The sequence below is a fragment of the Synechococcus sp. UW105 genome, assembly GCF_900473935.1.
Lineage (GTDB): Bacteria > Cyanobacteriota > Cyanobacteriia > PCC-6307 > Cyanobiaceae > Synechococcus_C.
The window spans coordinates 37,070-59,535 of the sequence record NZ_UCNN01000008.1; the positions used below are offsets into that span (position 1 = coordinate 37,070).

Here is a 22,466-nt window from a genome sequence, read left to right on the forward strand (position 1 = left end):
GTCCTGTGGGAAACTCGCTTCTCATTCCCTCCCGACAGCTTCCATGCGCAGCAACGGATGCGGCGACCTGCGCAAGCAGCAAATCGATGAGCAGGTGCAGCTCTGCGGCTGGGTGGATCGGCGACGTGACCACGGTGGAGTGATCTTCATCGACCTGCGCGACCGCAGCGGCACTGTTCAGATCACCGTGGACCCCGACTTGGGTGCTGAGGCCTTTGCCGTGGCGGAGCACCTACGCAGCGAGACCGTGCTGCAGGTGAAAGGCAAGGTGCGGGCCCGACCGGACGAATCTCTAAACGAACGACTCGCCACTGGAGCCGTGGAAGTGCTGGCCAGCACCATCACCGTGCTCAACGGCGTCAAGGGCAATCTGCCATTCCCCGTCTCGATCCACGACGAGGAGAACACGCGCGAGGAACTGAGGCTGCGTCACCGCTATCTGGATCTGCGCCGCAAGCGCATGAACGACAACCTGCGCCTGCGCGCCCAAACGATCCAGACCGCGCGCCGCTTCCTGGAGGACGAGGGCTTCATTGAGGTCGAGACTCCCGTGCTCACCCGGTCCACCCCTGAAGGCGCCCGCGACTACATCCTCCCAAGCCGCGTCTGCGGTGGTGAATGGTTCGCATTGCCCCAGTCTCCTCAGCTGTTCAAACAGCTGCTGATGGTGGGAGGCCTCGAGAAGTACTACCAAGTGGCGCGCTGCTTCCGCGATGAAGACCTGCGCGCTGACCGCCAGCCGGAATTCACCCAGCTGGATATGGAAATGAGCTTCATGGATCAAGAGCAGATCCTGGACCTCAACGAGCGGCTGATCTGCACCATCTGGAAGACCGCGAAGGGGATCGATTTGCCACGCCCCTTCCCCCGCATGACCTGGCACGACGCCATGGAGCGCTACGGCACCGACCGTCCCGACACCCGCTACGGCATGGAGCTCACCAACGTGAGCGACATCGTCAAGGACATGGGCTTCAAAGTGTTCAGCGGTGCCGTCAAGGCCGGTGGATCGGTGAAATGCATCGCCGTGCCCGGAGGCAATGACGCCGTTTCAAACGTGCGCATCAAACCCGGAGGTGATGTGTTCAGCGAGGCCCAGCAGGCGGGTGCCGGTGGCCTGGCCTTCATCCGTGTCCGCGACGGTGGCGAGATCGACACCATCGGCGCCATCAAAGACAACCTCAGCGAGGAACAGACCAAGGAGCTGCTCAGCCGCACCGGCGCCGAACCCGGCACCCTGCTGCTCTTCGGCGCTGGCGACACCGCCACAGTGAACAAAGCCCTCGACCGGGTGCGTCAATACCTCGCCAGAGAACTGGGGATGGTCAAGGCCGATCAAGAGAACGACCAGTGGAATTTCCTCTGGGTGGTCGATTTCCCGATGTTCGAATTCAACAGCGACGAGAACCGCTACGAAGCACTGCACCATCCCTTCTGCGCCCCCAACACCACCGATCTGGGCAGCGATGAGGCGATGTGGGCCGACACCCTGCCAAACGCCCGCGCCCAGGCCTACGACCTGGTGCTCAACGGCCTCGAGCTGGGGGGCGGCTCCCTGCGTATTCACGACTCCTCCCTGCAACGCCAGGTGCTACAGACCGTGGGCCTGCCCCTGGCGGAAGCCGAGGAGCAGTTCGGCTTCCTGATCGAAGCGCTCGACATGGGAGCCCCGCCGCATGGCGGCCTGGCCTTCGGGCTCGACCGCATGGTGATGCTTCTGGCCGGGGAGGAATCGATCCGCGACACGATCGCCTTCCCCAAAACCCAGCAGGCACGCTGCCTCATGACTGCCGCTCCCGCCAAAGTGGCGGACCAACAGCTGGAAGACCTGCATGTGGCAAGCACCTGGGTAGATCCCAACGCGGACGATGACGCCTGAGAGGACGGTCAGCGAACCGGAATAGATTCCGTTCATTCCGAACTGCTGCAGCCGGATCGCTGAACCCTGAGGGCAGTTCATGGGGTGCCCTTTGGCCACCGGTTCGCGATCGACGGGTCCGTCCCGCGTCCGCACTGGTAGCGGCAACGACCTCCTGCGCCTGTATCTGCAGGACATCGGAAGGGTTGACCTGCTTACCAATGAGGAAGAGGTGCTCCTGGCTCGTCAGGTGCGGCACCGAGAAACCCTGCTGAAGGAAGAACGAGCTCTCGCTAGTGAGTACCCCCCGGTTCAACGGCTGCTTGAGCTGGAACAACTGCAACAACGGGAAGCCAATCACATCTGTCACTGGCCAACCAAACAGGAATGGGCCAAAGCCGCAGGCCTCACGCCGGAAGAACTGACCACGGTGCTGCGAGAGGGCTATGGCATCTGGTCAGACCACAGCGAACTGGAAAGCCGGGAACTGCAGAAACGCCTGCGTGAAGGACGCAGGGCTCGCGATCGGATGATCCAGGCCAACCTGCGCCTGGTGGTGACGGTGGCCAAGAAATATCAGCAGCGAGGCCTGGAACTGCTCGACCTGGTGCAGGAAGGCACCCTGGGGCTGGAACGAGCGGTGGAAAAATTCGACCCCACCCGCGGCTTCCGCTTCAGCACCTACGCCTACTGGTGGATTCGCCAGGGCATCACACGAGCCATCGCCACCCAGAGCCGAACGATCCGACTGCCGGTGCACGTCACCGAGAAGCTGAACCGCATCAAAAAGGTGCAGCAGGAGATCGCCGCCAATGAGGGACGGATCGCCTCTATGAGCGACCTGGCACGCGAACTGGGGCTGAGTGAAGAAACCGTGCGCCTCACCCTGATGCGGGTGCCGCGTTCGGTGTCGCTCGAGACCCGAGTGGGCAAGGACCAGGACACCCAGCTCGGGGATCTGCTGGAAGACGGCCATGCCACCCCCGAGCAGCAACTCACCCGAGACTCCCTGCACAACGACCTTGAGGAGCTGTTGGAAGAACTGACCGCCCGGGAGGCAGAGGTGATCCGGCGCCGCTTCGGGCTGGAAGACGACACTCCTCGCACCCTGGCGGAGATCGGCGAAGGCATGGCCCTGTCGCGCGAACGGGTGCGGCAGATCGAAACCCGAGCGCTGCTCAAGCTGCGCCAGCCTCAGCGCCGCATCAAGGTGCGTGAATACATCCTTGGCCTGGAATCCTGAGCTGCAGCAATGACCACCCCCCCTGGGATCGACATCGGTATTCCCACAGCCCAGCGCGAAGAGATTGCCGCCGGGCTGGCGCGCCTGCTGGCTGACACCTACGTGCTCTACGGCAAAACCCATGGTTTCCACTGGAACGTGACCGGACCGATGTTCAACACTCTCCATCTGATGTTTATGGAGCAATACACCGAGCTGTGGAACGCCCTGGATGTGATCGCCGAACGGATCCGTGCCCTCGGTGTGGTCGCACCCCACGGCGGCAGCACATTGGCAACACTGGCCTCCATTGAGGAAGCCGAGCAGCAGCCAGCAGCCCTAGCGATGGTGCAGGAATTAATGAGCGGCCATGAAGCGGTCGCAAGAACAGCACGGAGCCTGTTTCCCCTGGTCGATGCGGCCGGCGACGAACCCAGTGCTGATCTGCTCACCCAACGGCTCCAGATCCATGAAAAAACCGCGTGGATGCTGCGTAGCCTGCTGGAGAGCTGATCCGAACGACGCAATCACGGACGTAATCACGTCGGATCAAACCGGCTGAAGTCTCAAAAGAGCGCTGGGGCCCTCGATCATTGGAGAGCACTCGGTACATTGAAGAATCGCCCAGGGAGCTATGGCCAAATTCGTCTTCGTCACCGGTGGAGTGGTTTCCAGCATCGGGAAGGGGATTGTGGCCGCCAGCCTCGGACGGCTGCTCAAAGCCCGGGGGTACAGCGTCTCGATCCTGAAGCTCGATCCCTATCTGAATGTGGATCCGGGCACGATGAGCCCCTTCCAACACGGTGAGGTGTTCGTCACCGAAGACGGTGCCGAAACCGACCTCGACCTAGGACATTACGAACGCTTCACCGACACGGCGATGTCACGCCTCAACAGCGTGACCACAGGGTCGATCTATCAGTCGGTGATTAACAAAGAGCGCCGTGGTGACTACAACGGCGGCACGGTGCAGGTGATCCCCCATATCACTGGCGAAATCCGGGATCGCATCCACCGGGTGGCCGCCAACAGCAACGCCGATGTCGTGATCACCGAGATCGGTGGCACCGTGGGTGACATCGAGTCGCTGCCGTTCCTGGAGGCCATCCGTGAATTCCGCGGCGATGTGGGCCGCCATGACCTGGCCTACATCCACGTCACCCTGCTGCCGTACATCGGCACCTCCGGAGAACTCAAAACCAAGCCCACCCAGCACTCGGTGAAGGAGCTGCGTTCGATCGGCATCCAACCAGACGTGCTGGTGTGCCGCAGCGACCGAGACATCAACGACGATCTCAAGCGCAAAATCGGCGGCTTCTGTGGCGTCACGCAACGGGCGGTGATTCCATCTCTAGATGCCGACAGCATCTATGCCGTGCCCCTCACCCTCGAAGAGGAAGGACTCTGCCGTGAAGTGCTGGATGTGCTGCAGCTCCAGGATCATGAGAGCGACATGACCGGCTGGGCCCAGCTGGTGCACAAACTGCGCAACCCCGGTCCCACTGTGAAGGTCGCCCTGGTGGGCAAATACGTGCAGCTCAACGACGCCTACCTCTCGGTGGTGGAGGCGCTGCGTCATGCCTGCTTGGCGCAGGATGCCTCTCTTGATTTGCACTGGGTCTGCGCCGAGCAAATCGAAACCGATGGTGCCGACACTCTGCTCAAGGGCATGGATGCAGTAGTGGTGCCAGGAGGCTTTGGCAACCGCGGCGTCGATGGCAAGGTGGCCGCGATCCGCTGGGCCCGCGAGCAGAGGGTGCCCTTCCTGGGCCTTTGCTTGGGCATGCAGACAGCTGTGATCGAGTGGGCTCGCAATCAGGCCGGCCTCTCTGGTGCCTCCAGTGCCGAGCTCGATGCGGAGAGTCCACATCCAGTGATCCACCTCCTACCCGAACAGCAAGACGTGGTGGACCTCGGTGGCACCATGCGCCTGGGTGTCTACCCCTGCCGAATCGCCGAAGGGTCGATGGCGGAACGCCTCTATGCCGATGAAGTGGTGTATGAACGCCACCGCCATCGCTACGAGTTCAACAACGCCTACCGCAACCTCTTCATCGAATCGGGCTACCGCATCAGCGGCACCTCACCAGATGGACGGCTTGTTGAGCTGATCGAACTACCAGGCCATCCCTTCTTCACAGCCTGCCAATACCACCCGGAATTCCTTTCCAGACCAGGCAGGCCCCATCCCCTCTTCCGCGGCCTGATCGAAGCAGCCCAACAACGCCTGCCCAGCAGCCCTAGCGAAGCAATTCGTCAGCAACAGAAAAGCCAAGCTCAGCTCAACGTCGGTCCATGAGCCACCACCTACCGGTGGTGGAAACTTTCCACTCGCTCCAGGGGGAAGGGATGCATGCCGGCAGAAGCGCCTTCTTTATTCGCCTCGCCGGCTGCTCTGTGGGCTGCAGCTGGTGCGATACCAAACACTCCTGGCCGATGGAGTCGCACCCCAAGCAGAGCGTGACAACACTGGCTGCGGAAGCTGCCGCGGCTGCACAAGCCGGTGCTGCCTTCGTGGTGATCACCGGAGGTGAGCCCCTGCACCACAACCTCGATGCCCTCACCCAATCGATAAGAGCCGCCTGCACCCTGCCTGTGCACATCGAAACCAGCGGCGTGGATCCGATCAGTGGCTCACCCGACTGGATCACCCTCTCCCCCAAACGGCATCAACCGCCTCGTGCCGAACTGCTCGCGGCCTGCCATGAACTGAAGGTGGTGGTGCATGAAGCCAACGATCTGCTCTTTGCCGATGTGGCCGCCGCCCAGGCACCCCAAGCCAGCTGGTTGGTGCAACCGGGCTGGCAAAGCACGGAAGGACAGCAATTGGCGATCCACTATGCCCAGAGCCATGCGCACTGGCGCCTCAGCCTTCAGAGCCACAAGTGGCTGCAAGTGCGCTGAGAAGCATGCTTAGGCAGAAAGATGAGCGAAGCATCTGAGAGCAAGCAACTTCAGAGCGCCCTCAGGCAATTCTCAGGCAATGCACGCAACCCACTCAGGTTTGCGCCGGCTGTGTAGTGAAAACTATGAGTTAGACATGAATCAACAATGAATCATGAATGAGCTCACTTCACATTCAGCCAAATTTAAACGAGTCAAAATGTCACTTCAAATCCCAAAAGTGCATATGGGAAAGGAATACACAAGATTCCTTCAGCATCCATAGGAATCCTCTCCAAAACAACGGCTAAACTTGGTAGTGCTGAGAAAGCGCTGACCGGACAACCACCCAGGCAGCTTCCATGGACAACCTGTTTGATCTCCTCAGCCAGCGCTGGCATCGGCAGAAAAGTCAGCACGTCCTTGATCAGTCGCAGCTGAAGCCTCCTGGAGACCTGATCAGCCCAACGAACAAGGGTGGCTCTTCGCATGAGCACTTCGTTTTCTTTGATCAAGCTGACAGCAGCAGCCTGAGCGAACGCTCTGCAGCCGCACTGAACTCAGCAGGGATCGAAGCAAGGCCAACGCAGCACTTTGATGCCATCAATGGCTTCAGCATTCAGCTGACGCCGCTCCAGGCCGAAACACTTCGCCAAAGCCCTGGCATCGGCAGTGTCGAAGCTGACCGTCCGATGCCGCTGATGCCACCCGTGGAGGTGAGTCCAGCTGAGCCAAGAGGCTTCCAGAATTCTTTGCCTGCAGTCCAAAAGCCCTCTAGAGAAACGTTTGACACCAACAGGCCACTAGAACTGAGCCTGGAGCGTTTTTGGGTCGAGAACAAAGTTGAGCAGAGCGAAGAGCAAGCAAGACAAGAACAAACAAGCTCCATCTCCGCTTTGCCGGTATATGGCAACGGCACGGCCAGCACGGGTGAAGTCCTCCCCTATGGGGTGAAGGCCGTCTGGGGTGGCCAAGACATCTCCAAAAGAGGCAATGCCGGCAATGGCACCTATGCCTTCGTGATCGATTCCGGTGTGCTGAATACCACCGGCGATCTGAATATCAATACCAGTTGGTCGAAAAGCTGGATTAGTGGTGAGAGTGCTTTCACCGATGGCAACGGCCATGGCACCCATGTTGCCGGAACGATTGCAGCACTCGCCAACGGCACGGGTGTCGTCGGCGTCGCCCCGGGCGCTGAGGTGATCTCACTGAAGGTGTTCAATAGCAGCGGTGGCGGTGCCAGCTACACCACGATCATTAGCGCGATCAATCATGCCGTCGACATCATTAATAATAACGGCCTCGACAAAACCAAGACAGTCATCAACATGAGCCTCGGCGGAGGCTTCAGTTCGGGCCTTGATTCCGCCGTCAAAAATGCTGCCAATCAGGGAATCAAATTCGCGATTGCCGCAGGAAATAGTGGTGCGGATGCAGATGGTTATTCACCTGCTAGCGCTGGTGACCACGCCAATGTGTACACAGTCTCAGCTGTTGACAACCAATATCAGATGTCGTCATGGTCCAACTGGGATGACGCCAGCGGTGGGGACGATGTGGATGTGGCAGCGCCTGGCGTCAGCGTGCTGTCGTATTACCGCGGTGGAAACCTTTCCTATCTTAGTGGAACATCGATGGCAGCCCCCCATGTAGCGGGTTTGCTGTTGATGGGTGGAGTCAAAGAAGGAGACATGGTCAAGGCCAATTGGGCAGGCCAGAGCGATCCTTTTGCCTTGGCCTCCAATGGTCAGCCCCCATCTAATCCACCTTCACCACCACCGACTCCTATCAAGCCTCCTTCGGGAGGGTTAAACGACGATTTTAACGGAGGCAAGACCGAAAGCTTCTGGTCGTCAATCAGCCTTGGCTCAGTCAACAGCAACTTCACAGGGCGCACTAATTCGTTGTTTTTCTCGGGTACAGGGACCCGTTCCGCAACCACGAAGGCTATTGATCTCGATCAAGGTGCCACGATCAGTTTTGATCTGGTTTATGGCACTGATTACAACGGCGGGGAAGAAGTCGATGCTGGAGAAGAGATCGTGCTGGAGTATTCCAGTGATGGCAGCAGCTGGAAAGAACTAAAAACTTACGCCATTAGCGATAGCACACGTAGCTGGGGCAGCCACACCGCAAACCTTGCAGCAAATTTGACTACTGACAGCATCCAACTGCGCTGGCGTCAGAAAACCCATTCAAATAGCAACTGGGATCAGTGGGCCATTGACAATATCAACATCAAGGACACTGCCTTACCCACCTATTCAGAAGTAGCAGGCAAATACTTTTACGGAAACGGCGATTACTACTTCTTCTCGGGCACAATTAGTAGCCAGTATGGCGGCGGAGCCTTTTCAGCAGGACAGAAAATTCATGCCGGCGACAACGATGACGATGCTTTTGGCCAAGCCAACAATGAAACCGGCAATCAAGGCTATTACCTGATCACCTCTTCTAATAACAAGACCGGCAATACTAATGACTCTATTTCAATCGGAGACTATTACGACTCAGAGACCAAGGCCACTATCATTCCATACGCCAACACGGCTGGAACAAAAGGATTAGGATCTGAGAGTGCATATTTGACTTCACGCAAAACACAAGCTGATGATCTTATCAACAACTACTACGAAGCAGATTTACCATCTTACTATTGGGAGGTTAGTGGTAAGTATTTTTATGGAAATGGCGACTATTACAGCTTTACTGGCTTTATTAACGACGAGCACACTGATGGAAACTTAAGAACGAATCTAAAAATCTATGCAGGGACAGACACAAAAGACTCATTCACCTCCAACCTCAACGAGTTAGGACTAAATGGATTCTATAAATTAGACTATTACAAAAGAAGAACAGGCTCTATCGCTGATGGCATAAAAATAATTAGCTATCACGATTCTGAGTCACAGTTCAACATTCGCCCTTATAAGGTCAATCCTGGCCTCCATGGACTTGGATCGGAAAGCGGATGGCTCACATCGACAAAAAATCGACACAAAGACTTTTTTAATTACCAAGAAGTTGCAGATGTTTCTGTAATTACAATTGAATCTTCTGGCTCCATCCATCTCGTTAAAGACTCCTCTGGAAATCTCTACGCTAAAAATGCCGCCTCAGGTGCTCTCGACGACATCATCATCGGCAATAGGCAAGTCACCACAAGCACCTGGCAAGGATGGGCTCTAGCCGCTGCCGACTCCATCAACGGCACTAATCAAGTCATCAATCAAAATAGCGATGGTGATCTCTCCCGATGGCAACTCAATTCCAATTGGGAATTCACTGGTGCCTCCTTTATCAACTACAACTCAGCCGACTACCTCAAAGCTGAATCCGACTTCGGAATTGACTTCAATCAAGATGGTCTAACAGGTACCATCGCCACCACTGCCATCGAATCGGCTGGCTCCATCCATCTCGTTAAAGACTCCTCTGGAAATCTCTACGCTAAAAATGCCGCCTCAGGTGCTCTCGACGACATCATCATCGGCAATAGGCAAGTCACCACAAGCACCTGGCAAGGATGGGCTCTAGCCGCTGCCGACTCCATCAACGGCACTAATCAAGTCATCAATCAAAATAGCGATGGTGATCTCTCCCGATGGCAACTCAATTCCAATTGGGAATTCACTGGTGCCTCCTTTATCAACTACAACTCAGCCGACTACCTCAAAGCTGAATCCGACTTCGGAATTGACTTCAATCAAGATGGGAAAATTTCATCAATTAACAAATTCACCTGAGGACCTAAATTATCTGCAAGAACTTTGATTAATCGCTAACGCTCTCTAGTCTAGCAATATCCCTTGAAACTGTATTGCATGTGCCTTCCACACCCTCCAGCGCAGCTGTGCACCATGTGGAATATCGACCACAATCGGCCACGAAGCGTTAAATGGCACTAAATAAGGCTGCTTACCCAGAGTAAGGAAACTGCGCTTGCGGGGAGTCTCGGGTGAACACAACTTTCGGGTACTCATCACCACCAGAGGTCCATTCAAAACAAATAGCGCTTTACCCGCAGCCTGGGGCAGACGCTTCATCGTCAAAGCCTGCCCAGACAACCAGGTGTTGTTACAGCCCACCTCCACCTCTTTGCCGATGATCAATTGCACCCGCCAATCGATCGGGTGAGCTGAAATCAACGGATCCGAACTCTGAGGTAAAAGACCAGAGGGTTGGATCACCCAGCGCTGAAGCCCTGCTGCAGGTGCGGGGTAACCACTCAAATCAAGTCTGGGAATAGCAGTCGCCGGTCCTGCTGCACCCAGACAGAGCATCGTCAGCACTGCAGACCATCGACCAGACCTCAATCCACCAACAGCCGAAAACAGGTTGAACAGACCCTTGGCCATGACCCATGCGGCAACAGAATGCCAAGCATGACCGATTCAACCGTGATTGCCCTGCTCTCCGGTGGCCTTGATTCCGCCACCGCCGCGGCCCTCGCCGGTGAAGCCGGCCATCGAGTGATTGGCCTCTCCTTTGATTACGGACAACGCCATCGACGCGAACTGAAGGCAGCAGCAGCCTTAGTCACCACCCTCGGCCTAGCGGAGCACCACATCATTGAGGTGAACCTCGCCAGCTGGGGAGGCTCCTCCCTCACCGACGCACAACAAACCATCCCCACCGAAGGCGTGGAGGAAGGGGTGATCCCAAGCACCTATGTCCCGGGTCGCAACACGGTGTTTATCAGCATCGGCCTCAGCCTGGCGGAAGCACGCGGCGCCGATCGCATCGTTCTGGGTGTCAACGCCGTTGACTATTCCGGCTATCCCGACTGCCGGCCCGACTACCTGGCTGCCTTTCAGACTCTCGCCAATCTGAGCAGCAAGGTGGGCCGCGAAGGCCATGGCCCTCAACTATGGGCCCCTCTGGTCACCTGGAGCAAACAGCGGATCGTGGAGGAGGCCCTCCGTCTCAACGTGCCGATTGAACAGACTTGGAGTTGCTACAGCGGTGGCGAGCAACCCTGCGGCGTATGCGACAGCTGCCGGATCCGCGATCAAGCCCTGCGTGCTGCAGGCCGCCCCGATCTCTGCAGTGCAGGCCGTTGACGTATCCCGCCTCTCAAGGTGCTGAGTCGCAATCCGGTGCACCGGCGACGCGTCAAACGTTGCCGTGGCTGGAGCCGAACCAGGTGGCCAATGCCATGACAGCTCAGTGGGGAGAAGCAGGCTTCATCTGGCTCGATGGCGACGGCAGCTCCCGCGGCCGCTGGGTCACCCTTGGTGCCGATCCGGTGGAGCAGCACTGCTGCCGGGGACTACCCGGTGAAAACAGCTCTTCCAATCCCTTTGATGTGCTGCGCCAACTCTCACCGGGGCACTGGACCGGTTGGCTCAGCTACGACGCCGCCGCCTGGAGCGAAGCCACCAAGCCTTGGCGCGGCGATGCCATGGCCAGCCTCTGGATCGCACGCCATGACCCAGTGCTGCGCTTTGATCTACAGCAACAACAGGTCTCGCTGGAGGGGGTCAACCCGCAACGCCTCAAGGCGATGCAGCAATGGTGGAACGCGCTGGTCGTCACCATGTCGACGACAAGTGAGACGATCACAACAGCAGCAGCGAACGCCGATGCCCAAGGAAGCCAAACCCCACTCAATACCCGTTGGACGCGAGAGACGAGCCGCAACGACTACGCCAAAGGAGTCGAGCGAATCCGCGAGCTAATTGCGAGTGGTGATCTCTTCCAAGCGAACCTCACAGCCTGCGCCTGCAGTCCGATCACTGCCGAAATTACCAATCTGGATCTCTTCCAGAGACTGCGCTCCCGCTGCCCCGCTCCCTTCGCCGGCCTCGTGGTGGCTGACGGCGACGCCAACGGCGAAACCTTGCTCTCCACCTCGCCCGAACGCTTCCTCGAGGTGCTACCTAATGGGCAGGTGGAAACCCGGCCGATCAAAGGCACGCGCCCCCGCGATAGCAATCCGGAGAAAGATACCGCCAATGCCGCTGAACTGATCTGCAGCAGCAAAGACCGAGCCGAGAACGTGATGATCGTGGACCTGCTCCGCAACGACCTGGGCCGTGTTTGCATCCCTGGTTCGGTGCAAGTGCCCCAGCTGGTCGGCCTGGAGAGCTATGCCCGTGTGCATCACCTCACCTCGGTGGTGACCGGGCAACTGCGCCAGGGCAAAACCTGGGTGGATCTGCTGGAGGCGAGCTGGCCCGGAGGCTCGATCAGTGGTGCACCCAAACTGCGTGCCTGCCAACGCATCGCCGAGCTGGAACGCAGTGGCCGAGGGCCCTACTGCGGATCCTTGCTACGAATCGACTGGGACGGCCGCTTCGACAGCAACATCCTCATCCGCACCGTCCTTCGCAAAGACGACCAGCTGCGGGTGCACGCCGGCTGCGGCATCGTCGCTGACTCTGACCCTGAAGCGGAAGCTGACGAGCTCGACTGGAAACTGCTGCCGTTGCTGGAGGCTCTGGGATGACCGAAACCATCGCCTGGATCAATGACCGCTGGGGGCAGCCCACGGAACTGAGCCTTCCTCTCAGCGACCGTGGCCTACAGCTGGGCGATGGCGTTTTTGAAACCGTATTGGTACGCAACGGACAGCCCCAACTTCTCCAAGCGCACCACCGGCGCTGGTGCGATGGAGCAACAGTCCTGGGGATGGCCCTACCGCCAACCCTGGAAGTGCTTCGACCTCTCATTGCAGAAGCGGTTCAACGCAGCTGCAGCGATGGCGCGCTGCGTCTGAACTGGAGCCTCGATGGTGCCGGAGCACGAGGAATCCAACTACCACCTGGCGAGCCAGATCCCAGCGAGCACCACTTCTGGTTCAGCCTCAGCCCACATACACCAACCTTCAACACCGTGCGCACCTGGATCAGTCGCCATGAACGGCGTAACGCCAACAGTCGCCTGAGCCATTGCAAAACCTTCGCCTACGGCCAGGCCATCCAGGCCCGCCGCGAAGCGATCCGCGCAGGGGCCGATGAAGGCTTACTACTCAGCACCACCGGCGAGCTCTGCTGCGCCAGCACTGCCAACCTGCTGGTTCAACGCCAAGGCCAGTGGCTGACACCGCCCCTAAGCAGCGGCTGCCTGCCGGGCGTGATGCGCGAAGAGCTGCTGAAGAACGGCCTTGCCCACGAACAACGCCTGGACCCGCATCCGGAAGCGAATGACTGCTGGCTGCTGATCAACAGCCTCGACTGCCGCGTGGTGAGTGCAGTGGACGATCAGCCCCTCAACACCAACGTCAATGCTGCAGCGCTCTGGAAAGCGCAGCTCCACTCCGATTGCTGACGAGCAAGAAAGACCCAGACGACGTTTTTAGTGCAGCGGTCCATTCAGACGACCCTTGCCAGTCTTTCGGCAAGGCAAACCGCCGCAGCGATAGAACTAGAACTCCGCAGAGATCTCGGGCTCTACAGCCTCACCGGGCCGTGGTCACAGGCACGATCGGCTCGGGCCAGATGGAGCTGTTGGTCTTAGCAGGTTTGTCACTCTTGCTCCTGCCAAGTGCCATCCACACAGCCCTAGCGATGGTGTCCCCCAGGCTCTGACCTACCTGGAGGGGAACTCAAGAGGAAGCGGAAGCTACAGCGAAGCAGCCCAGCCTTAAACGGTCAGGAACTGATCCACCACAGCCTGGCTCAACTCACTGGTAGGTCCGCTGGCGACAATGCCCCCCCGCTGCATCGCGTAATAGCGGTCGGCCTGACGCACGAAATGGAGATGCTGCTCCACGAGCAGCACACCAATCCCGGTCTCAGAAATGATCCGTCGCACCGCCGCCTCAATGTCCTGCACGATGTTGGGCTGAATGCCTTCCGTGGGCTCATCAAGAAGCAGCAATTTTGGTCGACCCAGGAGTGCCCGAGCGATGGCTAGCTGCTGCTGCTGACCACCGCTGAGATCCCCACCCTTGCGAGGCAAAAACTCTTGCAGGATCGGGAAGAGTTCATACACGAAGGGATCGATGCGGCGATGGCGAGCCAATCCCCCAGGCAAAGCTTCCATCCCCAGCTTCAGGTTCTCCTCGACCGTGAGCTGCGGGATGATCTCGCGACCCTGGGGTACATAGCCAATTCCCGCCCGTGCCCGGGAATGGGGTGGTTGCCGATCCAGCCCAGCGCCGTTGAAGACAAGCTCGCCACGGCGGGGCCGCAGCAAACCGATTAATGACTTCAGCAATGTGGTTTTACCCACACCGTTGCGCCCGATCAGGCAGACCATTTCACCCGCTTTCACAGTGAGGTCCACATCCCGGAGGATGTGGCTTTCGCCGTAGTAGGTGTTCAAGCCACGGATCTCTAGAAGCGTCGTCATCCGTTCTCCTCCTCGGACGTGCCGAGATAAACCTCAATCACACGTGGATCAGCCTGCACCTGATCCATCGTTCCCTCGCAGAGCACATGGCCCTGGTGCAGCACCGTCACCGGACTCTCAAGCCGACGGATGAACTCCATGTCGTGCTCAATCACCAGCACGGTGTGATCACCGGCCAACGACTTGAGCAGATCGGCAGTGAGATCCGTTTCCTCATCGGTGAGACCCGCCACCGGTTCATCCACCAGCAACAGATCAGGATCCTGACCGACCAGCATCGCGATCTCCAACCACTGCTTCTGGCCATGGGACAAGGAACCCGCAGCCCAATCGGCCCGGTTCTGCAAATTGACGATGCTCATGAGGTGATGCACCTGATCCCGCTGCCCTGCTGTGAGACGTTGGAACAGCAGCGACCAGGGCTGCTTCGGACGACTCACCGCCAGGGCCAGATTCTCCTGCACACTCAGCTTCTCGAACACCCTTGGGCTCTGGAACTTGCGACCAATGCCCAGACGGGCGATGCGGTGCTCCGGACGTCCCAACAGTGAGCGTCCTTTGAACACCACGTCGCCGTCCGTTGGCGCGGTCTTGCCAGTAATCACGTCAAGAAACGTGGTCTTACCGGCTCCGTTCGGCCCGATCACTGCACGGAGTTCACCGGGCTGCAAGCTGAGGTTGAGATCTCGAAGCGCCAAAAAGCCGTCAAAGCTGACGGTGATCTGACGCAATTCCAACAGGGCTGACCTCATGGCTGCACCTCCACCTGACCTTCAAGTTCGAGACGGGGATAGGTACCAATGCGGCGCACGATCCCAACACTGTTGAGCGCATGACCCCAACCGATCAGCCAGTTCCCCAGAGTGTTGATTCCTAGAGAGTTGAGCCATGGAAACGCAGTGCTTTGACGGATCAACGCATTGCCCCAACGGATCAACCAGTTCCCCAGAATGTTGAGGCAATAACCCAGACGGTTGAGCCAGTTGCCAGGGCCTTCGCCGCGGAACCAACCAATCACGCCTTCAGGCAGCGCCGTCACCACAAGGATGAACAAACCACCCTGAATGAACAGCCAGCTCTCCGGCAGTGCCTCACTCACGAGACTCTTGGCGAAGTTGATCACCACAGCTCCGAGAATCGCCCCGACCAGGGTTCCACGACCGCCAACCGCAACCCAAATGACCATGTCAATCGACATGGGTACTTCCATGAACTGGGGCGAAGCACTTCCCGATTGAACGGTGTAGAGGGCACCGCCGATCCCGGCCAGTGCCCCAGCCAGTCCAAACACAAGCGTCTTGAACAACGTGGGGTTGTAGCCGGCGAAACGCAGTCGCGGCTCATCGTCGCGGATCGCGATCAAGACATCGCCGAAACGACCGCGCACCACCCAACGCAACAGCGCCCAGATCAGGATCACCACTACAGCGGTGACCCAAAAGAACCAACGCTGCATCAAGTCGGAGCCGACGTACTGACCAAACAATTTGGTCGCAGGGGTCTGCAGACCGTTGGTGCCGTTAATCAGCTTCTGCTGCCCATTGAAGAAGTTGTAAAAAACCAGCAATGCGGCCTGGGTCAGGATCGAAAAGTAGACCCCTTTGATCCGATTGCGGAACACGAGTCCACCCAGGACGCCAGCCAGAACCCCGGGGATCAGCCAGATCGCCACAAGAGTGAACCAAGGCGACGCGAAGGGATGCCAAAAGAACGGCAGCTCTTTGACGCCATAAAGACCAAAAAACTCAGGGATGCCGTTGGGCAGATCACCGGCATTACTGAGCTGCAGGTACATCGCCGCGGCATAGCCGCCAAGGGCGAAAAAGATGCCCTGTCCGAGGCTGAGCAGACCAGTAAATCCCCAGATCAGATCGATTCCGAGGGCCACGATCGCCAGGGAAAGAAAACGACCCAGAAGGTTGAGCCTGAACACCGGAAGAATCGCTGGCGCAGCAACGATTGCGGCAACGATCAGCACCCAGAGGCAGACCAGAAGCCAGCGTCGTTGTTGTAAGGATTGGAACATTGCTCAGGCCTCCACCATGCGGCCCTTCTGTGGGAAGAGACCCGCGGGACGGAACTGCAGAAAGACGACGATCAGGGCAAAGACCATCACCTGAGCCATGCTCGTCGTGGCAAAGAACTCGACCGCACTCGCCAAGGGTGCCGGCATATCAGGCCAAACAGACAGCAGCCGACCTGCACCAATCAGGTCCGTGAGAACACCAATGGCAAAGGACGCCAGAACGGTGCCATACAAATTGCCCACACCGCCAAGAACCACAACCATGAAGCAGCCGACGATGTAGGAACCACCGACGTTCGGGCCCACAGAACCGAGCAACGAGACCGCCACACCGGCCACACCGGCCAGACCGGAGCCAATGCCGAATGTGAGCACATCAACTGTTTCGGTTGGGATGCCGAGGCAATCGCTCATCGATCTGTTCTGGGTGACGGCACGGATGCGCATGCCCCAGACACTGCGATTCAAAAACCAACTGACTCCAACGACCGCCATCACCGTCATCACGATGATCACCAGCCGGGGAACTGGGAAGGTCATGTCGGCCATCTCCAGACCACCTCGCATCCACTGCGGTGCCGTGACATCAACATTGCGAGCATCTGCACGGGCAATCCGGTCGATCTGTGAGGCCAAACCTCCAGCAAGGCAGACACCCAAAAAGGCGGAGAAGGCCCAGGAGCCCAATCGGATCAACCGCGCACGCGCTCCCGCGAACCAGCCGGAAGGAAGCAAAAGGGGCAAACCAAATCCAGACACAAGCGCCAGGATCAGACCGGCGGCATAGGCCATCGGCACGCTGCGCACGAACTGCTGCAAGATCAAACTGACGCCCCAGGTCGCCAGCAGCGTCTCCAGCGGACTGCCATAAAGGCGACGGATCACGGTGCGTTCCAAAAGGATGCCGACCACACCACTGACGACAAAGGCCAGCGGAATGGCGACGAGCACATAGCAGTTGTAAAGGGGTTGCAGCGCAGGCAGCTTGAAGATCAGCTGCACCACATAGGTGGTGTAGGCACCGAGCATGATGAGCTCGCCATGGGCGAGGTTGATCACACCCATCAGGCCAAACACGATCGCCAGTCCAAGTGCAGCCATCAGCAAGACCGAGCCGATGGCGACACCGTTGAACAGGCTTTCAAAAAGCAGTTGCACGGAAGTCGGGACTGAAGCAGTCAGTGGAACGACAAAAAGAGGAGTCCCTAAAGGGACTCCTCCACAAACAATTCAGCAATCAAACAGAGATGAAGCCGAATCAGAGCTTGTACTTACCGCCCTTGGAGGAATCGGTCCAATCACAGGCATAACCGGTGGAATCAGGGTGGATCTGGTTCCAGGCTTGCGGTGACACGGGGCCATCGGTCTCCTCGAGGATGGCGAACTGACCGTCCTTGGTGATCTGACCGATCCGCACGGTCTGGGAGAGGTGATGGTTCGGCATCACCTTCACAGGACCTTGAGGAGCATCAAACTCGATGCCAATCAGAGCTTCACGCACCTTGTCGTCTTCAAAGCTGTTGGCCTTTTCGACGGCGGCTTTCCACAGGTAGACCATGTTGTAAGCCGATTCCTGAGGGTCAGCGACCATCCGATCAGCGCCATAGGTGGCCTTGAAGTCGGCAGCGAACTTCTTAGAAGCCGGGGTGTCGATCGACATCATGTAGTTCCAAGCGCCGTAGTGGCCCTCAAGGAACTCGGAACCGATGGTGCTGATTTCTTCTTCAGCGATCGAATAGCTCATCACGTAGTAGCCATTGGCAGGCGTGATGCCGGCGTCCTGGATCTGCTTGAAGAAGGCAACGTTCTGGTCACCATTCAGGGTGTTGATAATTACACCACCATCAGGCAACGCCTTCTTGATCTTGGCGATGATTGGTGCCACCTCGGTGTTACCCAGGGGCAGGTAATCCTCACCAACAACCTTGCCGCCAAGCTGCTCAACCTGAGCCTTGGTAATGGTGTTGGAGGTACGGGGGAAGACATAGTCAGAGCCCACCAGGAAGAAGTCCTTACCGGCAGCGGGTGACTTCTCATACATGAACTTGGTCGCCGGCTCCGACTGCTGGTTCGGGGTGGCACCGGTGTAGAAGATGTTGTTGGAACACTCCTGGCCTTCGTACTGAATCGGGTAGAAGAGGAAGGCGTTCTTCGATTCGTAAACCGGCAGCATCTCTTTGCGGCTGGCGGAGGTCCAGCCACCAAAGACGACGGGCACCTTGTCCTGGTCGATCAGCTTTTTCGACTTCTCAGCAAAGGTGGGCCAAGTGGATGCACCGTCTTCAACGATGGTTTCAATCGTGTAGTTCTTGCCATCGACCTCAACACCACCAGCGGCATTGATCTCTGCAATGGCCATCTTCTCGGTGTCCACCAGCGTCTTCTCCGAGATGGCCATCGTGCCGGTCAGAGAATGGAGGATGCCGACGGTGACGGTGCAATTGCCGTCGTCATCACAAGTGGCGTTAGTGGCCTCATCACTACCACCACCACAGGCAGTAACGGCCAGGCCCAATGACGCCGCAGCCAGACCGGCAAACAGACGCTTGGAGAGAGAAGAGCTCATGAAATCCTCAACACAGGATGCGCGCCTCGCGGCGACACCGGTTGAGTAGGACCCCTGAGCAATCGTTTTTGTATCAACAGGAACCAAATCGTATAACGTTTTTTTAATCTCTCCTTAACTTGGTAACTTTGGTAACTGCTGCTGCAGAAAGGCCACCACAAATTCCAGGCCTTCGCGGCTGTGCAGATTGGTGAAGCACCAAGGCCTTTCCCCCCGCATCCGCAAGGTGTCGCGTTCCATCACCGCGAGGTCTGCACCCACCAACGGTGCCAGATCAATTTTGTTGATCACCAGAAGATCGGAACGGGTGATGCCAGGACCTCCCTTGCGCGGAATCTTGTCGCCAGCCGCGACATCAATCACATAGATGCACAGGTCCACCAGCTCCGGACTGAAACTTGCGGCCAAGTTGTCGCCGCCGCTCTCCACCATCACCAGATCCAGATCGGGAAACTGCGCCTCCAGCTCTGCCACCGCCGCCCGGTTGATCGAGCAGTCCTCCCGAATCGCCGTATGGGGGCAGCCACCGGTTTCCACCCCGCGGATTCGTTCTGGGGCAAGGGCACCTGCGCGAGTGAGGAACTGGGCATCTTCCTGGGTGTAGATGTCGTTCGTCACCACGGCGAGCTGCAACTGATCCCGCAGTTGTCGGCATAACGCTTCCACCAGGGCTGTTTTTCCGGAGCCCACTGGCCCTGCCACTCCCACACGCAGCTTGCTGCCCATCAGCTTCGGAACAAACGCGAATACAACTCAGCATGGGCCAGCTGAGCCAAAGATGCGCCAACTCCGCCAGACCAGAGCTGGCGCGGATCCTGCTCCTGAAGCAACCGCGCCTGCTCAGCGATCCTGGGCAACAGACGCTGCTGCAGCACCTGAGCCCGGGTGGGCCCCAACGGCACCAAACGCACTGCCGCACTGAGCTGATTGGCGGTCCAACCGTAGAGATAGCCCTCCACCATCTCCGTCTCGGACACGGCAAGCACTAATGCTGCCCAAGCCCAGGCCCCTGGCCAAGCGAGCTTGGCAGGATGCGGCAGATCATGGTCCATATCCGCCATCAGCTGAAGCAGAGATCCCCCCATCTGCCGCTGCTGCGCGCGCATCTCAACCGCTTCCCGGGTCGACAGCAGCCATCCATCCAGATCGAGCACACGGTTCAAAGCGGCCTCATCACCAAGACGAGTCCAGAGCTGCAGGTCTGCCCTGAGCAACGAGAGAGCCGCAGCCTCCAAGCGCAGGGCACCCCGTTCCAGTTCGGCTGTGAGCCAATCCTCGAGCGACGCCTCATCCGTGAGCAAACCCGCCTGAATCAACACCTCCAATCCCTCGGAGTAGCTGAAGGCACCCACCGGCAAGGCAGGACTGACCAACTGCAGCAGGGCCAATGCACTCATACCGAAGAATTCATCTCGGAGTCGACATGCTCGTGGCCATGTCGATGGCTGTGGCCAGCGTAGGCACCGCCTTCCGGCAGAAAGGGACGACGACAACGGCTCAGCGTGAGCCCCAACCCGGCCAACATCGTCGCGAGCACGGCGTCATCTAACAGAAACAGCTCATGCTCATGCAGCTCAAGGGACACATGCCGATTGCCCAAGTGATAAGCCGCCTGCAATAACGCCAGGGGCGAAGCAGCCTGAACCCGTAGCAACTCCTCCTCTGCCGCCACCACCACCACCTGCCGCGTCCGCGTCCCATCGACCAACCGTTCACCAGGCTGAAGCGAGCCCTCCCGGGGCAATTGCAACAGCACATCCAGGCCACAACTGGTGCGCCTCCTGCCCCGCATCACTGTGCGCTGATGGGCACTGAGCGGGAGCTGCAACAGCTCAGCCTTTGCTGCGGCGGATGGGGCCGCAGCGGCCTGTCGATGTTCCAGCACGATCACCACGTCAGCCACCGATTCCGTCCTCCCTGATGACCCCAGCGTTCCCAACCATCGAACCGTTGTTTGACATGCATTGCTACACAGTGAAGATGCCTGCTGCGCCGAGCGTGAGTCAATGCAACGCCCCGAGCCCTGGCATGGCCACTGCCAGCTGCACTTCGACTACGCCAAGAATCGCACCCTTCACCAGGGAGGCTGCACAGCTCCCTTCAAGCTGCTGCGTGCAGAGCAAGGTGACAATGGCCGCTGCGAGCTACCGCTGCTGCATACCGCCGGGGGCCTCGTCGGCGGTGACCAGCTCAGTCTCGATCTCAACCTCAAAAGGGACAGTCGCGCCCTGATCACCAGTGTGGCGGCGCAAAAGGTGTATGGAACCGTGGGCCGCAGCAGCCTCCATCCCGAAGGGGCGTGGGCGCTGCAAACCGTGCAATGCCAGCTGGCCAGAGGAAGCGATTTGGAATGGCTTCCGCAGGAGCTCGTGCTCTATGCCGATGCGTTGTTCGAACAACGGCTCAGCGTGATTTTGCCCAACAACGCCTCCTTTCTGAGCGCCGAAATCGTGCGACTAGGTCGCACCGCCGCCAATGAAGTGCTGCAACAAGGACGATGGCGCTCAGCCCTCGCCATTCAACGACGCGATGGCGAAACACTGCAGTCCAGCCGCTGGGAATTGGTGGATCGCCTGGAACTCGGCAACAGCAGCCTCACCGATCAACACGGTCTCCAGGGCCAACCCGTGTTCGGATCACTGGTTTGGGCGGCACCGATAACCCTGGCTCCAGAGGTGATGACCTCTCTCCTCGATCACGCCCGCAACGATCGTGCCGGCCTCACTGGCACCATGCGCTGCGGCCAACTTGAGCAGGGCTTGGTAGCCCGCTACGCCGGCCCCTCCAGTCGAGACGCACGTTTTTGGTTCAGCCGCATCTGGGCCCGCACCCGGGCCCTGCGGGGATTGGCCCAGCCAAGAATTCCACGGGTCTGGCCGTTGCAAGAGCAGCCATTGGAGCGACAAGAGTTCACAACGAACCCGTTATCGGCCACAACAGCGACACACTGAAGAAGACCGAGGCCCCCTATGCATCTCAGTCCCCAGGAAAAAGACAAACTGCTGGTCGTAACCGCGGCCTTGCTGGCGGAACGACGGCTCAATCGCGGCCTCAAGCTCAATCACCCCGAGGCGGTGGCCTGGCTCAGTTTTTTGATTCTGGAAGGGGCCCGTGACGGCAAAACGGTGGCAGACCTCATGCAGGAAGGCACCACCTGGCTGGCACGCGATCAGGTGATGGAAGGGGTGCCTGAGCTGGTGAATGAGGTGCAGATCGAAGCGGTGTTTCCAGATGGCACCAAGCTTGTCACCCTTCACGACCCGATCCGTTGAGGCCTTTCTCCATGCCATCCCTGATTCCCGGCGAGCTGCTTCCCGAACCCGGAGAACTCGAACTCAATGCCGGACGTCCCGTCACCACCATCAACGTCGCTAACAGCGGCGACCGTCCCGTCCAGGTGGGCTCCCACTTCCATTTCTTCGAAGCCAATGCAGCCCTGCAATTCGACCGGGAGGCCTCCCGCGGACAACGACTCGACATCCCTGCGGGCACGGCGATCCGCTTCGAACCCGGCGACAACCGTGACGTGAATCTGATCCCCTACGCCGGCGCCCGACAGGTGATCGGCTTCAACGGCCGCATCAACGGACCCCTCGACGCCTGAATC

At 58.7% G+C, this 22,466-nt stretch carries 21 protein-coding genes; 12 read left to right on the plus strand and 9 right to left on the minus strand.

Annotated elements, in window-relative coordinates; all coding sequences use genetic code 11:
• Nucleotides 1-43: 43 nt before the first annotated feature.
• From aspS to DXY16_RS02330, 6 genes are all read left to right on the plus strand, one after another.
• The gene (gene aspS / locus DXY16_RS02305; protein ID WP_115119157.1) at nucleotides 44-1,879 is read left to right on the plus strand and encodes an aspartate--tRNA ligase; all 1,836 of its coding nucleotides are present in this window, start codon (nucleotides 44-46) and stop codon (nucleotides 1,877-1,879) included.
• Between the two features lie 79 nt (nucleotides 1,880-1,958).
• Nucleotides 1,959-3,101: an RNA polymerase sigma factor, RpoD/SigA family gene (locus DXY16_RS02310; protein WP_371410853.1), complete on the plus strand. Its 1,143-nt coding sequence runs from the start codon at nucleotides 1,959-1,961 to the stop codon at nucleotides 3,099-3,101.
• A gap of 9 nt (nucleotides 3,102-3,110) precedes the next feature.
• A complete protein-coding gene (locus DXY16_RS02315) occupies nucleotides 3,111-3,593 on the plus strand; it encodes a Dps family protein (protein WP_115119159.1) in 483 nt (160 codons plus the stop codon).
• A 121-nt stretch (nucleotides 3,594-3,714) separates the two neighbouring features.
• On the plus strand, nucleotides 3,715-5,379 hold the full coding sequence (locus tag DXY16_RS02320; RefSeq protein WP_115119160.1) for a CTP synthase: 1,665 nt from the start codon (nucleotides 3,715-3,717) through the stop codon (nucleotides 5,377-5,379).
• The gene (locus DXY16_RS02325) at nucleotides 5,376-5,984 is read left to right on the plus strand and encodes a 7-carboxy-7-deazaguanine synthase QueE (RefSeq protein WP_115119161.1); all 609 of its coding nucleotides are present in this window, start codon (nucleotides 5,376-5,378) and stop codon (nucleotides 5,982-5,984) included. Before DXY16_RS02320 ends, DXY16_RS02325 begins: the two co-directional genes overlap by 4 nt.
• A 341-nt stretch (nucleotides 5,985-6,325) precedes the next feature.
• Nucleotides 6,326-9,715, plus strand: coding sequence for a S8 family serine peptidase (locus tag DXY16_RS02330; RefSeq protein WP_115119162.1), 3,390 nt, complete (start codon nucleotides 6,326-6,328; stop codon nucleotides 9,713-9,715).
• Between the two features lie 45 nt (nucleotides 9,716-9,760).
• Here DXY16_RS02330 and DXY16_RS02335 read toward each other — a convergent pair whose 3' ends face one another.
• Nucleotides 9,761-10,252, minus strand: coding sequence for an ecotin family protein (locus tag DXY16_RS02335; RefSeq protein ID WP_244281513.1), 492 nt, complete (start codon nucleotides 10,250-10,252; stop codon nucleotides 9,761-9,763).
• A 102-nt stretch (nucleotides 10,253-10,354) separates the two neighbouring features.
• On the opposite strand from DXY16_RS02335, the gene queC reads away from it, so the two are divergent.
• The 3 genes from queC (at nucleotide 10,355) to DXY16_RS02350 (ending at nucleotide 13,241) form a co-directional block, all read left to right on the plus strand.
• Entirely contained in the window at nucleotides 10,355-11,032 is a 678-nt protein-coding gene (gene queC / locus DXY16_RS02340; RefSeq protein WP_115119408.1) for a 7-cyano-7-deazaguanine synthase QueC, read from the plus strand.
• Nucleotides 11,033-11,127: 95 nt separating this feature from the next.
• Entirely contained in the window at nucleotides 11,128-12,420 is a 1,293-nt protein-coding gene (locus DXY16_RS02345) for an anthranilate synthase component I family protein (RefSeq protein ID WP_244281514.1), read from the plus strand.
• Nucleotides 12,417-13,241 carry an aminotransferase class IV gene (locus DXY16_RS02350; protein WP_115119165.1) on the plus strand — a complete coding sequence of 275 codons (825 nt, stop codon included), beginning with the start codon at nucleotides 12,417-12,419 and terminating at the stop codon, nucleotides 13,239-13,241. Before DXY16_RS02345 ends, DXY16_RS02350 begins: the two co-directional genes overlap by 4 nt.
• 315 nt (nucleotides 13,242-13,556) lie before the next feature.
• Here DXY16_RS02350 and urtE read toward each other — a convergent pair whose 3' ends face one another.
• The 8 genes from urtE to ureE all read right to left on the minus strand — a co-directional run bounded on the left by urtE (nucleotide 13,557) and on the right by ureE (nucleotide 20,762).
• Nucleotides 13,557-14,267, minus strand: coding sequence for an urea ABC transporter ATP-binding subunit UrtE (urtE, locus tag DXY16_RS02355; RefSeq protein WP_115119166.1), 711 nt, complete (start codon nucleotides 14,265-14,267; stop codon nucleotides 13,557-13,559).
• Entirely contained in the window at nucleotides 14,264-15,019 is a 756-nt protein-coding gene (gene urtD, locus DXY16_RS02360) for an urea ABC transporter ATP-binding protein UrtD (RefSeq protein WP_115119167.1), read from the minus strand. Before urtD ends, urtE begins: the two co-directional genes overlap by 4 nt.
• Nucleotides 15,016-16,293: an urea ABC transporter permease subunit UrtC gene (urtC, locus tag DXY16_RS02365; protein WP_244281496.1), complete on the minus strand. Its 1,278-nt coding sequence runs from the start codon at nucleotides 16,291-16,293 to the stop codon at nucleotides 15,016-15,018. The genes urtD and urtC overlap by 4 nt, the downstream gene beginning before the upstream one ends.
• Before the next feature lie 3 nt (nucleotides 16,294-16,296).
• Complete coding sequence (locus DXY16_RS02370) at nucleotides 16,297-17,451, minus strand: branched-chain amino acid ABC transporter permease (RefSeq protein ID WP_115119168.1); 1,155 nt, start codon at nucleotides 17,449-17,451, stop codon at nucleotides 16,297-16,299.
• Between the two features lie 100 nt (nucleotides 17,452-17,551).
• The gene (gene urtA / locus DXY16_RS02375; protein WP_115019144.1) at nucleotides 17,552-18,859 is read right to left on the minus strand and encodes an urea ABC transporter substrate-binding protein; all 1,308 of its coding nucleotides are present in this window, start codon (nucleotides 18,857-18,859) and stop codon (nucleotides 17,552-17,554) included.
• 114 nt (nucleotides 18,860-18,973) lie between these two features.
• Nucleotides 18,974-19,585, minus strand: coding sequence for an urease accessory protein UreG (gene ureG / locus DXY16_RS02380; RefSeq protein ID WP_115119169.1), 612 nt, complete (start codon nucleotides 19,583-19,585; stop codon nucleotides 18,974-18,976).
• Nucleotides 19,585-20,256, minus strand: a complete 672-nt coding sequence (locus DXY16_RS02385; RefSeq protein WP_115119170.1) for an urease accessory protein UreF — start codon at nucleotides 20,254-20,256, stop codon at nucleotides 19,585-19,587. Before DXY16_RS02385 ends, ureG begins: the two co-directional genes overlap by 1 nt.
• On the minus strand, nucleotides 20,253-20,762 hold the full coding sequence (ureE, locus tag DXY16_RS02390; protein ID WP_115119171.1) for an urease accessory protein UreE: 510 nt from the start codon (nucleotides 20,760-20,762) through the stop codon (nucleotides 20,253-20,255). The genes DXY16_RS02385 and ureE overlap by 4 nt, the downstream gene beginning before the upstream one ends.
• A 103-nt stretch (nucleotides 20,763-20,865) precedes the next feature.
• Between ureE and DXY16_RS02395 the strand changes: the two genes are divergently transcribed.
• From DXY16_RS02395 to DXY16_RS02405, 3 genes are read left to right on the plus strand one after another with little or no spacing between them, the layout of a single operon-like run.
• Nucleotides 20,866-21,810, plus strand: a complete 945-nt coding sequence (locus tag DXY16_RS02395; protein WP_115119172.1) for an urease accessory protein UreD — start codon at nucleotides 20,866-20,868, stop codon at nucleotides 21,808-21,810.
• Nucleotides 21,811-21,828: 18 nt separating this feature from the next.
• Complete coding sequence (locus DXY16_RS02400) at nucleotides 21,829-22,131, plus strand: urease subunit gamma (RefSeq protein WP_115019134.1); 303 nt, start codon at nucleotides 21,829-21,831, stop codon at nucleotides 22,129-22,131.
• A gap of 11 nt (nucleotides 22,132-22,142) precedes the next feature.
• Entirely contained in the window at nucleotides 22,143-22,463 is a 321-nt protein-coding gene (locus DXY16_RS02405) for an urease subunit beta (protein WP_115119173.1), read from the plus strand.
• Nucleotides 22,464-22,466: the final 3 nt, after the last annotated feature.

Bases quoted from the DNA above. Each gene is read 5' to 3' on its own strand.
- aspS (WP_115119157.1), top strand. From the start codon at position 44: ATGCGCAGCAACGGATGCGGCGACCTGCGCAAGCAGCAAATCGATGAG.
- DXY16_RS02310 (WP_371410853.1), top strand. From the start codon at position 1,959: ATGGGGTGCCCTTTGGCCACCGGTTCGCGATCGACGGGTCCGTCCCGC.
- DXY16_RS02315 (WP_115119159.1), top strand. From the start codon at position 3,111: ATGACCACCCCCCCTGGGATCGACATCGGTATTCCCACAGCCCAGCGC.
- DXY16_RS02320 (WP_115119160.1), top strand. From the start codon at position 3,715: ATGGCCAAATTCGTCTTCGTCACCGGTGGAGTGGTTTCCAGCATCGGG.
- DXY16_RS02325 (WP_115119161.1), top strand. From the start codon at position 5,376: ATGAGCCACCACCTACCGGTGGTGGAAACTTTCCACTCGCTCCAGGGG.
- DXY16_RS02330 (WP_115119162.1), top strand. From the start codon at position 6,326: ATGGACAACCTGTTTGATCTCCTCAGCCAGCGCTGGCATCGGCAGAAA.
- DXY16_RS02335 (WP_244281513.1), bottom strand. From the start codon at position 10,252: ATGCTCTGTCTGGGTGCAGCAGGACCGGCGACTGCTATTCCCAGACTT.
- queC (WP_115119408.1), top strand. From the start codon at position 10,355: ATGACCGATTCAACCGTGATTGCCCTGCTCTCCGGTGGCCTTGATTCC.
- DXY16_RS02345 (WP_244281514.1), top strand. From the start codon at position 11,128: ATGACAGCTCAGTGGGGAGAAGCAGGCTTCATCTGGCTCGATGGCGAC.
- DXY16_RS02350 (WP_115119165.1), top strand. From the start codon at position 12,417: ATGACCGAAACCATCGCCTGGATCAATGACCGCTGGGGGCAGCCCACG.
- urtE (WP_115119166.1), bottom strand. From the start codon at position 14,267: ATGACGACGCTTCTAGAGATCCGTGGCTTGAACACCTACTACGGCGAA.
- urtD (WP_115119167.1), bottom strand. From the start codon at position 15,019: ATGAGGTCAGCCCTGTTGGAATTGCGTCAGATCACCGTCAGCTTTGAC.
- urtC (WP_244281496.1), bottom strand. From the start codon at position 16,293: ATGTTCCAATCCTTACAACAACGACGCTGGCTTCTGGTCTGCCTCTGG.
- urtA (WP_115019144.1), bottom strand. From the start codon at position 18,859: ATGAGCTCTTCTCTCTCCAAGCGTCTGTTTGCCGGTCTGGCTGCGGCG.
- ureG (WP_115119169.1), bottom strand. From the start codon at position 19,585: ATGGGCAGCAAGCTGCGTGTGGGAGTGGCAGGGCCAGTGGGCTCCGGA.
- DXY16_RS02385 (WP_115119170.1), bottom strand. From the start codon at position 20,256: ATGAGTGCATTGGCCCTGCTGCAGTTGGTCAGTCCTGCCTTGCCGGTG.
- DXY16_RS02395 (WP_115119172.1), top strand. From the start codon at position 20,866: ATGCAACGCCCCGAGCCCTGGCATGGCCACTGCCAGCTGCACTTCGAC.
- DXY16_RS02400 (WP_115019134.1), top strand. From the start codon at position 21,829: ATGCATCTCAGTCCCCAGGAAAAAGACAAACTGCTGGTCGTAACCGCG.
- DXY16_RS02405 (WP_115119173.1), top strand. From the start codon at position 22,143: ATGCCATCCCTGATTCCCGGCGAGCTGCTTCCCGAACCCGGAGAACTC.